Origin of the sequence: Caulobacter sp. 1776 (genome assembly GCF_040545685.1) — a bacterium.
Taxonomy (GTDB): domain Bacteria; phylum Pseudomonadota; class Alphaproteobacteria; order Caulobacterales; family Caulobacteraceae; genus Caulobacter.
The window spans coordinates 1,044,476-1,058,623 of sequence record NZ_JBEPMI010000001.1 but is presented as its reverse complement, the minus strand read 5'-3'; the positions used below and the strand labels follow the sequence as shown (position 1 = coordinate 1,058,623).

Sequence of the window (14,148 nt, the reverse complement as noted above, 5' to 3'; positions counted from 1 at the left end):
GAGACGAGTGTTCGTAACTCAGTGGGCGCGGTTTGGTTCCGCCACATGACAGCACGGTAAGGTTTACCGCGCGAGGGGCGGTGCTAGGGTCGCGCGGACTGTTCAGGAGACCTTCGCGCATGATCCGCACCGCCAAGCTGGCCCTTGTGGCCGCGGCCCTTTCCACCACGGCGCTGTCGCCCTTGGCCATGGCGGCCACGCCGGCGAAGGCCAAGCCGAAACCGGCCGCCGCCGCGCCCAGCGCCTCCGCGATCAAGGTCCCGCCGATCGTCTATCAGCAGCGCGTGCTGGCCAATGGCATGAAGGTGTTCACCTCGCGCGACACCACCACCCCGAACGTCTCGGTGCAGGTCTGGTACGGCGTCGGCTCCAAGGACGATCCGAACGGCCGCTCGGGCTTCGCGCACCTGTTCGAGCACCTGATGTTCAAGGCCACGCGCAACATGCCCAGCGAGACGCTGGATCGCCTGACCGAGGACGTGGGCGGCTTCAACAACGCCTCCACCTGGGACGATTTCACCAACTATTACGAGGTCGCGCCCGCCAACCACCTGGAGCGGCTGATCTGGGCCGAGAGCGATCGCCTCAAAGCCCTGGTCATCGACGAGGCGGTGTTCGCGTCCGAGCGCGACGTCGTGAAGGAAGAGCTGCGCCAGCGCGTGCTGGCCGATCCTTATGGCCGCTTCTTCGCCCTCTCGATCCCGCAGCAGTCGTTCACGACTCACCCGTACAAGCGCCCCGGCATCGGCTCGATCGAGGAGCTGGACGCGGCGACGGTCGACGACGTTCGCGCCTTCCACGCCACCTACTACCGCCCGGACAACGCGGCCTTGATCGTCGTCGGCAATTTCGACCAGGCCAAGCTGGATGCGATGATCGACCAGTACTTCGGCCCGCTGACCGCGCCGGCCGCGGCGATCCCGAAGGTGACCACGGTCGAGCCGGCCCGCACGGGTCCCAAGGTCGTCAACACCTACGGCCCCAACGTGCCGCTGCCGGCCCTGGCCGTGACCTGGCTGGCGCCGGCCGCCGCCGACAAGGACACCCCGGCCCTGACCGTGCTGGACGCGGTGCTATCGGCTGGCAAGTCCTCGCGGCTCTATGACAGCCTGGTCTACGACCAGAAGATCGCCCAGTCGGTGTTCTCCAGCGCCCCGAATAACGCCCAGCCGGGCCTGTTCTACGTCGGCGCCGTCATGGCCGGCGGCAAGACGGTGGCCCAGGGCGAGGCGGCCCTGCGCGCCCAGGTCGCCCGCGTCCGCGACGGCCTCGTCACCCCCGCCGAACTGGCCGAGGCCAAGGCCGGCCTGCTGGCCGACGCCGTCCGCAAGCGCGAGGAGATCGACGGTCGCGGCTTCGCCATCGGCTACGCGCTGGAAACCGAAGGCGACGCCGCCAGCGCCAATACCAGCCTGGCCAAGCTGCAGGCCGTCACCGCCGCCGACATCCAGCGCGTCGCGCGCAAGTACCTGGCCGACGACCGGCGCACCGTGATCCGCTACCTGCCGGAAAAGGACCGCCCGGCCGGCGAGAAGGACGCCACCCCGCCGATTCCCAAGGTGGCCTCGGTCAAGTTCGACGGTCCGGTCACGACCCTAGCCCCCGAAGGCGAACGCCAGAGGCCGCCGGCCGTCGCGGCTCCGGTGCCGGCCGTCCTGCCGACCCCGGCCGAGAAAACCCTGGCCAACGGTCTGCGGGTCATCGTCGCCAAGTCCAGCGACCTGCCGCTGATCACCGCCGACCTGACCGTGCGCGGCGGGGCCAGCTCGGATCCTACCGGCCTCGCCGGCACGTCCAGCCTGACCGCCGAACTACTGACCGAGGGCACCACCAGCCGCTCGGCCACCCAGGTGGCCCGCGAGACCGAGGCCCTGGGCGCAGATCTCGAGGCCGGCTCGGGTTGGGAGGCCGCCTCCCTGACCCTCAGCGTCACGGCCAACAACGCCGCCCCGGCCATGGCGATCATGGCCGACGTCGCCGAGCACCCGGCCTTCTCGGCCGAGGAGCTGGACCGGGTCCGCACCGAGACCCTGGACGGCCTGTCGGTCTCGTACCAGCGCCCAGGCACCCTGGCCGCCTACGCCACCGCCCCGGTGCTGTACGCCGGCTCGGCCTATGGCCACGTGGCCGGCGGCACGCCGGGTTCGTTGCCGAAGATCAAACGCACGGATCTCGCCAAGACCCACGCCGCCTACTGGCGCCCGGACAACGCCGTGCTGGTGCTGACCGGCAACCTGACCCCCGAGGCCGGCTTCGCCCTGGCCGAGAAGGCATTCGGGTCGTGGAAGAAGCCCGCCTCGCCGCCGCCGGCCCCGCCGGCCGCGCCCACCGGCTACCAGCCGCGCAACATCGTCATCGATCTGCCGGGCACGGGTCAGGCAGCCGTGGTGCTGGCCAAGCCGGCCATCACCCGCGCCGATCCGAACTACTACCAGGGCGTCGTCGCCAACACGGTGCTGGGCGTCGGCTTCAGCTCGCGCCTGAACCAGGAGATCCGCATCAAGCGCGGCCTGTCCTATGGGGCCGGCTCCAGCCTGACGCCGCAGGGCCGCTTCGGCGGCTTCTCGGCCCGGGTGCAGACCAAGAACCCATCGGCCGGCGAGGTCGTCACCCTGACCCGCGCCGAGCTGACCCGCCTGGCGGCCGAGCCGGCCACGGCCGGCGAGCTGACCGCCCGCAAGTCGGTGCTGGTCGGCAATTTCGGGCGCGACCTCGGCACCTCTGAGGGCCTGGCCAACATCCTGGGCAATCTGGCCGTCTACGGCGTGCCGCTGACCGAAATCCAGAGCTACGCCGCCAAGGTCGAGGCTGTCTCGCCGGAGGAAGTCCAGGCCTTCGCCAAGGCCAAGCTGGATCCGGCCCAGATGAGCGTCATCGTCGCCGGCGACGCCAAGGCCATGGGCGACGACCTGGCCAAGGCCGCGCCGAACGCCACGGTGATCCCGGCCGCCAAGCTGGACCTCGACGCGCCGAGCCTGCAAAAGTAGGGAAACTCCAGGTCCCACGATCCGATTGAGGTCTCATGGACGAGGTCGACATCGCGATCGTGGGCGCCGGCGCCGCCGGCCTGGCCGCCGCCGAGCAGGTGGCCGCCAGCGGGCTTTCGGGCCTGTTGCTGGAGGCTCGCGACCGGCTGGGCGGGCGCGGCCATACGATCCAGACCCCGATCGGTCCGATCGATCTCGGCTGCGAGTGGCTGCACTCGGCCGACCACAATCCGTTGGTGGCCAAGATCCAGGGCCTGGGCCTGACGATCGACAAGACCCCGCCGCCCTGGGGCAACCTCGCCGACAATCCGGTCTTCACCCCCGACGAGCGGGCCGAGTTCGGCGAAGCGTTCCAGGCGCTCGACGCGCGAATCGAGGCGGCGGCCCGTGACGGCGGCCCCGACCGCCCGGCCTCGGACCTGATGGAGCCTGGCAATCGCTGGAACCCGCTGCTGAACGCCTTCAGCGCCTTCTACAACGGCGCGGAGTTCGACCAGGTCTCGCTGCACGACTACGCCGCCTACGAAGACACCGAGGTCAATTGGCGGGTGGCCGAGGGCTATGGAACCAGCCTGACCCGTCTGGCGCCGGCCAACCTGCCGACCCGCCTGTCCTGCCCGGTCGCGATGATCCGCCACGACGGCCCGCGCGTGATGCTGCAGACGCCACGGGGCGACGTCTCGGCGCGGGCGGCGATCATCTGCGTGCCGACCGCGATCCTGGCCACCGGCGCCCTGCGCTTCATGCCCGCCCTGCCGGACAAGCTGGACGCCGCCGCCGGCCTGCCGCTGGGCCTGGCCGACAAGGTGTTCCTGCGTCTGGACGAGCCCGAGATGTTCCTGCCCGAGACCCAGGTCTATGGCGACCCCCACGTGACGGCGACGGGGGCCTATCACCTGCGGCCGCTGCACAGGCCGATGATCGAGGTGTTCCTGGGCGGCGCTCACGCCCGATCGCTAGAAGGCCAGGGCCCTGGCGCGGCGGCGGCGTTCGCGATCGAGGGGCTGGTCGCGATCTATGGGAGCGACGTCCGCAAGAAGATGCACCTGATGGCCGAGACCCACTGGGCCGCCGACCCGTTCGCTGGCGGGTCCTATTCCCACGCCTTGCCCGGCCACGCCAGCGCGCGGGCGACGCTGGCCGCGCCGGTCGACCAACGCCTGTTCTTCGCCGGCGAAGCCTGCAGCGCCAACGCCTTCTCGACCGCCCACGGCGCGTGGCGGACCGGCGAGGCGGCGGGACGCGCGGCGATCGCGGCGCTTACCTAGGCTTGGCCAGCAGGTCGCGAATCTCGGTCAGCAGCTTTTCTTCCGGTGTCGGCGCGCTGGGCGCGGGCTCCTCGGCGTCGGCGCGGCGGATGCCGTTGACGACCTTGACCAGCAGGAACACCACGACCGCGACGATGAAGAACTGGATCAGGGTGTTGATGAAGGCGCCGTACTGCACGGCCACCTTCTCGACCGCCTCGGTCGCCGGATTCTCGGGGCGCAGCACCCATTCCAGCTTGGAAAAGTCGAGGCCGCCGGTCAGCAGGCCGATCGGCGGCATGATCACCTGGTCGACCAGGCTCTTGACGATGCCGTTGAACGCCGCGCCGATGATCACGCCGACGGCCAGCTCGATGACGTTGCCGCGGGCGATGAACTCGCGGAATTCCTTGACGACGCTCATGACAAATCCCTCGCCACCTCAAACACGGCGAAGAGGCTGAAGCCGTTCGCCGCTCAGGGCAAGCTTGAGGCCTATTCGTCGCCGTCCGCGTTCAGCCTGGCGCGCAGCTCCTTGCCGCTCTTGAAGAACGGCACGTGCTTGGCGCGGACGTCGACCGCCTCGCCGGTGCGCGGGTTGCGGCCGGTGCGAGCGGGACGCGAGCGGACCGACAGGGCCCCAAAGCCCCGCAATTCGACACGGCCGCCGTCCTCCAGCGCGCCAATCATACGCTCGAGGATCACGCCGACGACTCGTTCGACGTCTTTCTGCGTTAGGTGCGGATTTTCATTCGCGAGCCTGGCGATGAGTTCAGACTTGATCATCGATATCCCCGGAACGCCCCTGGGAGGAAAGGGCGCGAGCGGACCTTTGCCCAACGATGGCTGAGTCTTCAAGGGGTTGCGTGCGATTCTCGAACGAGGTTCGGTTAACGTGGCCCCTCATGCGCCCTTCGGCGCGCGGACGATCTGGGCTTGCTCGGACATCTGGCGGCGAACCCTGTTGACCGCCTCGGCCTCGGCGGCGGGAATCTCCCGGCCCAGCGACCGGGCGCTGTCGACGAAGCGGGCGACCCCATCCTTGACCTCGGCGAGCTGGCGCACCTGGTCGTTGGCGATGCGGCCGTCGAAGGTGGGTCCCTTTACGGTGAATCCGGCGCCCCGGTTCGGCAGGACCACTTCGGTCGTCGTGACGGTGTAGGTCGGGAAAGGCGTGACATAGGGCGCGTCGACATTGGGACCGGGCTCGCGGCGCGGGAAAAGGGTCGGCTGGCCGGCCCCGCTTCCCGGTTTGCGCCACTCACGGACGCCCAGATCATCGTTCAGCCGCCATTCCATTTCGGCCGTTCCGACCATGGTCATCGTCGTTTCGCCCAGGTCCGACACCGACCATTCGATCCGATCGAGCGTGATCCAGCCGTAAGCGGCCGAAAAGCTCTGCTTGAATTGACGGTCGAGATCCGCACGGGGCGCAACCTCCAGCATGCGGGCCAACACCAGCCCCTTGTCTCCCCGCAGCGTCAAGGCCACCCGCACGGAGGCCGGCTTGTCGAGACCCGCGGAAGCGTCGATGCGCATCACGCCCTCGGCTTCGGGCTTGCTCAGCGGCGGCTGCTCGATCGACTCCAGGCTGGCGCCGGCCGCGCGGACCGGCAGGCCCCAGCGCCACGCCGGCGGCTCCAACGTGTCGAGGCCGCCGCGATCGCCGTTCCGCGTGCCGTCCAGCCAATAGGACTTGCCGTCGATGCGGGCCCGGACCAGCACGTGGTTGAACTGGGCGGCGGCGGGAACGCGCTGGTCCAAGCCATCCGGTCCCAGGGTCATCACCATCACCGGCTCGGCCTCGACACCCAATTCGCGCAGGATGGCCATCAGCAGCACCGTCTTGCCCTTGCAGTCGCCGAAGCGACGCGACCACGTCTGGTCGGCGGCCGCGGGCCTGTAGCCGCCTTCGCCCATACCCAGGAACAGATAGCGGGTCTTGTCCTCGACGAGCTTCAAAGCGGCGAAGGCGCGCGTCTTGGCGTCGGGATTCGCGGCGGCGATGGCGGCGATCTCGGCTCGCAACGGCGAATCCGGAGCCAGGATCGCCGCCTTGGCGTAGAGGGGCGCCATGCGCGCGGAAACGTCTTCCCAGCCGCGATAGGTGGTGGCCTGTAGTTCGCCCACGCGGGCGAAGCGGACCGGCGCGCCGACCGGCATCTTCGGCGCCGCGGCGGCGCTGAGATCGACCAGCAGTTCGTGCATCCGGCCCGTCTTGGAGAGCTTGGGCTCGGGGAAGGCCGTGGTGGTCTTCCAGGTCAATGGCGTCACGTCGTCCCACAACAGACGCACGCGGTAGCGGCCGGCGATGCCGGACCAGCCCATGCGCTCGAAGTCATTGGTGCGTCCGCCCACTACGGGGTCGCGACGTTCCTGGGTATAGGCCCAGTCGACGGTGTCGCCGACCTGCAGGTCGTTAAGCTGAATCGAGGCGGTCATCCGCCCATCTAGCATCGCCCGCTCGAGGTTCTTCTCGCGGCGCAGGACCAAGACGTCCTTGCCGTCCTTCAGCAAGTCGATGCGCTGGCCGTCACGGATGATCGCCAGCGAATGCAGGGTGACGGTTTCGCGCTCGGGATCCCAGGTCAGATTGCGCGAGCCGCCCTGCAGGCCCTCCGATCGCAGGATCTTGACCACGCGGCGGTTGTAGTAGGCCGAGCCCGCGGCATCGTGCAGGGATTGGTTGTCGTCCAGCAGCAGCTGGGTCGCTGGAGCTTGGTCGTCAGCCGGCGGAGCCGGGATCTCGGCCACCTGCACCCATTTGGCGGGCGGGGCGTAGACGGGCTTGTCGGCGGCGTGGGCCGCGCCGGCCAGCATGAACGTCGACGCGGCGACGAAGGCCGTCAGGTACTTGCTCACGAACACCCCCAGGACTCAACCTTGGATGTTTTTGGCAGGGTTTCGCGCAAAAGAAAACGGCGGCGGGATCGCTCCCGCCGCCGTCGCTTCAACTCCGATTGGAGCGGAAGACTATTCCTTGGTGGCGCGCTCGCGCAGAGCCGCGCCCAGGATGTCGCCCAGCGAAGCGCCGGAGTCCGACGAGCCGAACTGCTCGATGGCTTCCTTCTCTTCGGCCATTTCCAGCGACTTGATCGACAGCGAGACGCGGCGCGCGGCCTTGTCCACGTTGGTGATCTGAGCATCGACGCGGTCACCCACGGCGAAGCGCTCGGGGCGCTGTTCCTGACGATCGCGCGACAGGTCCGACTTGCGGATGAAGGCCGACATCGGCGCGTCGTCTTCACCGAAGCGGACTTCGATGCCGCCCGTCGTGACTTCCGTCACGGTGACGGTCACGGTCTGGTTCTTGCGGAAGGTGTCGCCCGACATCGGGTCGCCGGCCAGCTGCTTGATGCCCAGCGAGATGCGTTCCTTCTCGACGTCGACGTCGAGAACCTTCGCCTTGACCACGTCGCCCTTCTTGTAGCGGGCCATGGCTTCTTCGCCCGGCGCGCTCCAGTCGATGTCCGACAGGTGCACCATGCCGTCGATGTCGTTGTCGAGGCCGACGAACAGACCGAATTCGGTCGCGTTCTTGACTTCGCCTTCGACGGCCGAGCCGACCGGGTGCGCTTCCAGGAAGGCTTCCCACGGGTTGGCCAGGGCTTGCTTCAGGCCCAGCGACACGCGGCGCTTCGACGGATCGACGTCCAGCACGACCACGTCGACTTCCTGCGAGGTCGAGACGATCTTGCCGGGGTGGACGTTCTTCTTGGTCCACGACATTTCCGAGACGTGCACCAGGCCTTCGACGCCGGCTTCCAGCTCCACGAAGGCGCCGTAGTCGGTGATGTTGGTGATGCGGCCCGTGAACTTGGCGCCGACCGGATACTTGGCTTCGACGCCGTCCCACGGATCCGACTGCAGCTGCTTCATGCCGAGGCTGATGCGCTGGGTGTCCGGGTTGATCTTGACGATCTGGACCTTCACGGTGTCGCCCACGGCGAGCACTTGGCTCGGGTGGTTGACGCGCTTCCAGCTCATGTCGGTGACGTGCAGCAGGCCGTCGATGCCGCCCAGGTCGACGAACGCACCGTAGTCGGTGATGTTCTTGACGACGCCTTCGCGGATTTCACCCTCTTGCAGCTGCGACACCAGTTCGGTGCGCTGCTCGGCGCGGGCTTCTTCCAGGATGGCGCGACGCGAGACGACGATGTTGCCGCGCGGACGGTCCATCTTGAGGATGGCGAAGGGCTGTTCCTTGCCCATCAGCGGACCGACGTCGCGCACCGGGCGGATGTCGACTTGCGAGCCCGGCAGGAAGGCCGAGGCGCCGCCCAGGTCGACCGTGAAGCCGCCCTTCACGCGACCGACGATCGCGCCCATGACGGGTTCGTTGCGGGCGTAGACGCCTTCCAGACGGGTCCAGGCTTCTTCGCGCTTGGCCTTTTCGCGGCTGATGACCGCTTCGCCCATCGCGTTTTCGAGGCGTTCCAGGAACACTTCGACCGTGTCGCCGGTCTTGATGACGGCCTTGCCGTTCTCGTCGACGCCGAATTCCTTCAGCTGGACGCGACCTTCGGTCTTCAGACCGACGTCGATGATGGCGAAGTCCTTTTCGATCCCGACGACCAGACCCTTGACGACGGTGCCTTCGGCGAAGTCGCGGCCGCCCATCGAGTCGTTGAGGAGCGCTTCGAAATCGTCGCGCGTCGGGTTGAAGCTCATATCGTCAGCCATGCTGATCTTTGGTCTCTAAGGTTGGGGGAAGCCCTGTGGTGAGCGCCGCTGGAGAAAGCGGTTCTCGGGATTCCGGATGAAAGGGTTTGTCTGCGGATCCCGCGATGTTCTCTCTATCGCGGCGAGGTCGGCGGTGGATTTGCCCGGCGAGGCCCGTTTTCGCATGGAAATCAGGCTTCGTGGCGGGCGCGCGCGTCCTCGACGATACGGCGGGCCGCATCGAAGGCCTGCTCTATAGTCATTTCCGACGTATCGAGCAAGACGGCGTCGGCGGCCTGTGTCATCGGCGCGTTCTCGCGGCCGCCGTCGCGTTCGTCGCGCTTGCGGATATCGGCCAGGATCTCGTCGAACGTGACGCTTTCGCCCTGCCCGACCAGCTGCTTCCAGCGGCGGTCGGCGCGGACCTCGGGGCTGGCGGTGACATAGAGCTTGGCCGGCGCCTCGGGGGCGATGACGGTGCCGATGTCGCGGCCGTCGATCACCGCGCCGGACGCCTGGGTCGCGAAGGCGCGCTGCAGGTCGAACAGGGCCGAGCGCACGCCCGGATGCACGGCGCAGCGGCTGGCCGCCTCGCCGGCGGCGCGGGTGCGCACCTCGGGCTTTTCCAGTTCGGCCAGATCCAAGCCCCGGGCCGAGGCCTCGGCCGAGACGGGATCGTCCAGGTCGCCGCCGGCCGCCAGGATCCGCACCCCGACGGCGCGGTACAGCAGGCCGGTGTCCAGCATCGGCAGGCCATAGGCGGCCGCCAGGCGCGCGGCGATCGTGCCCTTGCCCGAAGCGGCGGGTCCGTCGACAGCGATCACGAAGCCCATGTCAGGCCTCGGCGAGCGTGGCGCCCAGCCCGCGCATCAGGTCGGCGAAGCCCGGGAAGCTGGTGGCGATCATGCCCGGCTCGTCGACCGAGACGGCCTCCTGGGCGGCCATGCCGAGAATCAGATGACTCATGGCGATCCGGTGGTCGCCGTGCGTCTCGACCGTCGCCCCGCCGCGCGGCGGCTGGCCGGTCCCGTGGACGATGAAGCCCTCCGGCTCCTCCTCGACGTCGACGCCGCAGGCCTCGAGGCCGGCCGCCGTCAGGGCGATGCGGTCGCTTTCCTTGACCCGCATCTCGCCGATGCCGCGCATCACCGTGTCGCCTTCGGCGAAGGCGGCCGCGACGGCCAGGATCGGGTATTCGTCGATCATCGACGGGGCGCGCTCGGGCGGCACGACCACACCCTTGAGCTTCGAGTAACGCGCGGTGATGTCGCCGACCTCCTCGCCGCTGGCCATGCGGCGGTTCGCGATCACCAGATCCGCGCCCATTTCCCGCAGCGTCGTGAACAGGCCGGTGCGCAGGTCGTTCAGCATCACGCCCTCGACCGTCACCTCGGAGCCCGGGACGATCAGGCCGGCCACCAGCGGGAAGGCCGCCGACGACGGATCGCCGGGCACGGCCACGTGCGTGCCGGTCAGTTTCTGGCCTTCGGGCAGGCGCACGTGGCGGATGGTCTTGTCGCCGACCTTGCGGTCCTCGACGATCACCTCGGCCCCGAAGGCGCGCAGCATGCGCTCGGTGTGGTCGCGCGTGGCCTCCGGCTCGATCACCTCGACGCCGCCCTCGGCGTGCAGCCCAGCCAGCAGTACGGCCGACTTCACCTGGGCCGAGGCCATCGGCAGGGTGTAGTTCAGGCCGCGCAGATTTCCGCCCTTCAGGGTCAGGGGCAGGCGGCCCTTGTCGCGGCCCATCCAGGTCGCGCCCATCTTGGCCAGCGGCTCCAGCACCCGGCCCATCGGACGGCCGCGCAGCGAGGCGTCGCCGGTGAAGGTCGAGCACATGGGAAAGCCCGCCGCCGCGCCCATGATCAGGCGCACGCCGGTGCCGGCGTTGCCGCAGTCGATCACGTCGGCGGCTTCCGAAAAGCCGCCCTGGCCCTCGATGCGCCAGCGCCCGACGCCCTCCTGCTCGACGCGCGCGCCAAAGGCCTGCATGGCCCGCGCGGTGGCGAGAACGTCATCGCCTTCCAGAAGGCCCTCGACCGTCGTCGTCCCGGTCGCCAGCGCGCCCAGGATCATCGATCGGTGTGAAATGGATTTGTCGCCCGGAGCGCGAACAGTCCCTCGCAGAGCGCCTCCGGGGGCGCTCCTCAATCCAGCCGCCGTCATGCCGAAACCGGCTCCTCAAAGATCAGGTGGTTTGCGCGAAGGGGATTGCTTTTGACAGCGGGCTCTCGCCATGGCAAGTGACCCGCCGCTTTTCCCATCCGGATCAAAGGGTCGCCAACTTGGCCAATCCCGAATTGGGCGCAAAACAAATTTGCCCCAACTGCCAATCCAAATTCTACGATCTCGGCCGTCGTCCGGCCGTGTGCCCCAAGTGCGGCGAGTCGTTCGACCCTGAAGAGGCGCTGAAATCGCGCCGCGTCCGGGCTCGCTCGATCACGCCGGACTATGACGCCGAGGACGAGAAGCCCGCCCCCGCTCCCAAGGACGAGGACGGCTTCGAGGACGAGATCGATGAAACGCCGGAAATCGACAAGGTCGAGCCGGACGTCATCGAGACCGAGGACGAAGACGTCGATCCGGGCGCGCCGGCCCCCGCGGGCGGCGACGACCTGGGCGTCGACTTCGCCGAGGACGAGGATCTCGCCGAAGACGAGGCCGACGACGTTCCGTTCCTGGAGGACGAGGACGACGACGACATCCTCGAGGACGAGATCGAGGGTCTGCCCGGCGAGGGCGACGAAGACTAATCTCGTGCGACAGCCGGTTTTGGCGTGCTGAAACCGGCTGTCCACAGGGGTTTTTCGGGGTGCGACACTTTTCTCGAAAAAAGTTCGAGAAGAGGCTTGATCCCAAAAAAATCCCGGACTAGGTTCCGCGCCTCTTCGGGGAGCGACACCAGTCGAAGCACCGAAGAGACCAAGGATTTCCGAGAGTTACCGCAAGGTCGCTGGAAAAAATTGGGGCTATAGCTCAGCTGGTAGAGCGCTTGAATGGCATTCAAGAGGTCAGCGGTTCGACTCCGCTTAGCTCCACCATCAAGGCCCGGACGGAAACGTCCGGGCCTTGTCCATTTCTGGGCCCAAGTTCCCCGCTCCTCTTGAACCCTTCGTCCACGGCCTCCACATCTGGATCCGTGTCGTGGGGCCTCGCGCCGATCCTCGGGTTTGTCTCCGCGAACGAAGTCGCTTCAGCGAGGACTTCGCGATGACCCGGACGATCCTGTTCGACAGCCCCTTCCTGCTGGGCTTCGAACACACCCGAGACCTGATCGAGCGCGCCGCCAAGGCCGCCTCGGAAAGCTATCCGCCCTACAATGTCGAGCAGGCCGACAACGGCGGCGTGCGCATCACCTTGGCCGTGGCGGGGTTCTCGCCCGACCAGCTGCAGGTGACCATCGAAGGCGGCCAGCTGATCGTGGCCGGCAAGCGCGATCAGGACGGTCGCATCGAGGCCGAGCGGGCCTTCCTGCACCGGGGCATCGCCGCCAGAGGCTTCGTGCGCACCTTCGTCCTCGCAGAGGGCATGGAGGTGACCGCCGCGACTCTCGAGCACGGCCTCCTGCACATCGACCTCGCCAGGCCCGAACCCGAGCGCCTGATCAAGAAGATTCCCATTCGCAGCGCGGGCTGAAAGGCCGCGCGGAACTCGCCCCTACCGGCGCGGCGCTGAACCGGCCGGGAAACGGCGCGTTCCCTCATCAAGGAGGTGGTCATCATGACGCCCAACACCCACCACAACCCGCTCTTCACGAGCGAAGCCTTCGCGGCCCTTGGCGCGCCCGACCTCGTCTATGTCCGCCCGATCAAGGCGGCCGAGATCCTCGCCGACGTCCCGGAGGGCGTGGAGGATTTCAACCTGGCCCCGGACCAGACGCTGTACGCGGTGTGCCGCGCCGATGGCGCGCGCCTGGCCGTCATGATCGATCGCGACACGGCGATCGCCGCCGCCCTGGCCCACGAACTGGCCCCGGTGTCGGTCCACTAGCCCAAGACGCGAAAAGGCCGTCCAGGGGCTTCCCTGACGGCCTGGCGGGTTAGGCCGCCGTGCTGGTCGCCTCGTGCGTCAGCAGAACATGGATGGCGTCGGCCGAGCGGGCCTGGCGCAGGGCCGAGCGGGTCTCCGGCTGGCGCATCATTCGCGCCACCCGGGCCAGGGCCCGCAGGTGCTGGGCGTTGGCCTCGCGCGGGGCGAACAGCGCCACAAGGAGATCCACCGGCTTGTCGTCCAGGGCGTCGAACGCCACTGGCGTATCCAGACGCACCAGAACCGCGCGGACGCGGTCCAGCCCGTCCAGGCGCGCGTGCGGAATGGCCACACCCTCGCCCACGCCGGTCGAACCGGCGGCCTCACGCTCGATGAGACCTTCCAACGCGACGTCGGCGTCGACGCCCAGAACCCGGGCGGCGACGTCGGCGACCATGGAAAGAGCTTGGCGTTTGCCCGGGGCGGAGACGCGCAGCGCCACAGCTCCCGGGTCGAGAAGATCGCCGATGGTCATGGACTTCCAACGCTCGCTCATTGTCGACCGCCTTGGCGCCGTCGCCGCGAGTCCGCCGACGACGCCACCCACCATGCCATGGAGAGGTTAGCTCGCCGTTGACCCGTGCCCGTTCAGCGACTTCGTGCGTTCGGGGTCGATCCAGCCGATATTCCCGTCTGGACGCCGGTAGACCACGGACAATCCGCCATGGGCGGCGTTCCTAAACACGATTGCCGGGTAGGCGGTCAAGTCCAGTTCCATGACAGCCATGGAAACGGTCATCGTCTTCACCGCGGCCTGGGTCTCCGCGATGACCATCGCCGCGGGCGCGCCCGTCGGGTGGTCGGCGTCCACATCCCAGTCGTGCTCTTCGCCTTCGTCCACGTCCGGGGCTCGAAGGACGAACATGGCGGCGTTCTCGACCTGCTTGGCCGTGGCCGCCGGCGAGTGGCTCTTCAGCCGCCTCTTGTATCGTCGAATCCGCGTGTCGATCTTGGCCAGGGCCGAGTCGAACGCCGCGTGCGCGTCGCCGCCCGATCCATGGCTGATGAGTTGCTGACCCGAAGCCAGCTTTACCGAGCAATCGACACGGAAGGCGTAGCCATCCTTGCTGACCACGACCTCGGCGGCGCCGCCGCGATCGAAGTATTTCCCAATGCTCAGGGCGATTTCGTCGGAGACTCGCGCTCGCAGAGCCTCGCCAACGTCGACATGCTTGCCGGAAACTTGGACTTGCATGAGCTAACAACGCGCCTGTCGGAGACGG

The 14,148-nt window shown here is 68.2% G+C and carries 13 protein-coding genes and 1 tRNA gene; 6 read left to right on the top strand and 8 right to left on the bottom strand.

The features are described 5' to 3' along the window. Positions 1–119: 119 nt before the first annotated feature. Complete coding sequence (locus ABIC66_RS04980) at positions 120–2,987, top strand: M16 family metallopeptidase (protein WP_354068267.1); 2,868 nt, start codon at positions 120–122, stop codon at positions 2,985–2,987. 35 nt (positions 2,988–3,022) lie between these two features. Next, positions 3,023–4,255, top strand: coding sequence for a flavin monoamine oxidase family protein (locus tag ABIC66_RS04975; protein WP_354068266.1), 1,233 nt, complete (start codon positions 3,023–3,025; stop codon positions 4,253–4,255). Here the strand turns inward: ABIC66_RS04975 and mscL are convergent. The 6 genes from mscL to aroA all read right to left on the bottom strand — a co-directional run bounded on the left by mscL (position 4,248) and on the right by aroA (position 11,062). Next, positions 4,248–4,658, bottom strand: a complete 411-nt coding sequence (gene mscL / locus ABIC66_RS04970) for a large-conductance mechanosensitive channel protein MscL (protein WP_354068265.1) — start codon at positions 4,656–4,658, stop codon at positions 4,248–4,250. The two genes, ABIC66_RS04975 and mscL, sit on opposite strands and share 8 nt — an antisense overlap. 71 nt (positions 4,659–4,729) lie before the next feature. Further along, positions 4,730–5,020 carry an integration host factor subunit beta gene (locus ABIC66_RS04965; RefSeq protein WP_010921415.1) on the bottom strand — a complete coding sequence of 97 codons (291 nt, stop codon included), beginning with the start codon at positions 5,018–5,020 and terminating at the stop codon, positions 4,730–4,732. 117 nt (positions 5,021–5,137) lie between these two features. After that, positions 5,138–7,096 carry a DUF3857 domain-containing protein gene (locus tag ABIC66_RS04960; protein WP_354068264.1) on the bottom strand — a complete coding sequence of 653 codons (1,959 nt, stop codon included), beginning with the start codon at positions 7,094–7,096 and terminating at the stop codon, positions 5,138–5,140. A gap of 111 nt (positions 7,097–7,207) precedes the next feature. After that, positions 7,208–8,917, bottom strand: a complete 1,710-nt coding sequence (gene rpsA, locus ABIC66_RS04955) for a 30S ribosomal protein S1 (RefSeq protein ID WP_354068263.1) — start codon at positions 8,915–8,917, stop codon at positions 7,208–7,210. A 170-nt stretch (positions 8,918–9,087) separates the two neighbouring features. Then, positions 9,088–9,729 (bottom strand): (d)CMP kinase, encoded by a 642-nt coding sequence (gene cmk / locus ABIC66_RS04950; protein WP_354068262.1) that lies wholly within the window; start codon positions 9,727–9,729, stop codon positions 9,088–9,090. Between the two features lies 1 nt (position 9,730). After that, positions 9,731–11,062, bottom strand: coding sequence for a 3-phosphoshikimate 1-carboxyvinyltransferase (gene aroA / locus ABIC66_RS04945; RefSeq protein WP_354068261.1), 1,332 nt, complete (start codon positions 11,060–11,062; stop codon positions 9,731–9,733). 119 nt (positions 11,063–11,181) lie between these two features. On the opposite strand from aroA, the gene ABIC66_RS04940 reads away from it, so the two are divergent. The 4 genes from ABIC66_RS04940 to ABIC66_RS04925 all read left to right on the top strand — a co-directional run bounded on the left by ABIC66_RS04940 (position 11,182) and on the right by ABIC66_RS04925 (position 12,886). Continuing rightward, positions 11,182–11,649: a TIGR02300 family protein gene (locus ABIC66_RS04940; protein WP_354068260.1), complete on the top strand. Its 468-nt coding sequence runs from the start codon at positions 11,182–11,184 to the stop codon at positions 11,647–11,649. A gap of 212 nt (positions 11,650–11,861) precedes the next feature. Beyond that, a tRNA-Ala gene (locus tag ABIC66_RS04935) sits at positions 11,862–11,937 on the top strand. 169 nt (positions 11,938–12,106) lie between these two features. Further along, positions 12,107–12,532 (top strand): Hsp20 family protein, encoded by a 426-nt coding sequence (locus tag ABIC66_RS04930; RefSeq protein WP_354068259.1) that lies wholly within the window; start codon positions 12,107–12,109, stop codon positions 12,530–12,532. An 84-nt stretch (positions 12,533–12,616) separates the two neighbouring features. Beyond that, a complete protein-coding gene (locus ABIC66_RS04925; protein WP_354068258.1) occupies positions 12,617–12,886 on the top strand; it encodes a DUF1150 family protein in 270 nt (89 codons plus the stop codon). 49 nt (positions 12,887–12,935) lie between these two features. Here ABIC66_RS04925 and ptsN read toward each other — a convergent pair whose 3' ends face one another. Both ptsN and hpf read right to left on the bottom strand, forming a co-directional pair. Next, complete coding sequence (gene ptsN / locus ABIC66_RS04920) at positions 12,936–13,400, bottom strand: PTS IIA-like nitrogen regulatory protein PtsN (RefSeq protein ID WP_354068368.1); 465 nt, start codon at positions 13,398–13,400, stop codon at positions 12,936–12,938. An 87-nt stretch (positions 13,401–13,487) separates the two neighbouring features. Beyond that, the gene (hpf, locus tag ABIC66_RS04915) at positions 13,488–14,120 is read right to left on the bottom strand and encodes a ribosome hibernation-promoting factor, HPF/YfiA family (RefSeq protein ID WP_354068257.1); all 633 of its coding nucleotides are present in this window, start codon (positions 14,118–14,120) and stop codon (positions 13,488–13,490) included. Between the last annotated feature and the right edge of the window lie 28 nt (positions 14,121–14,148).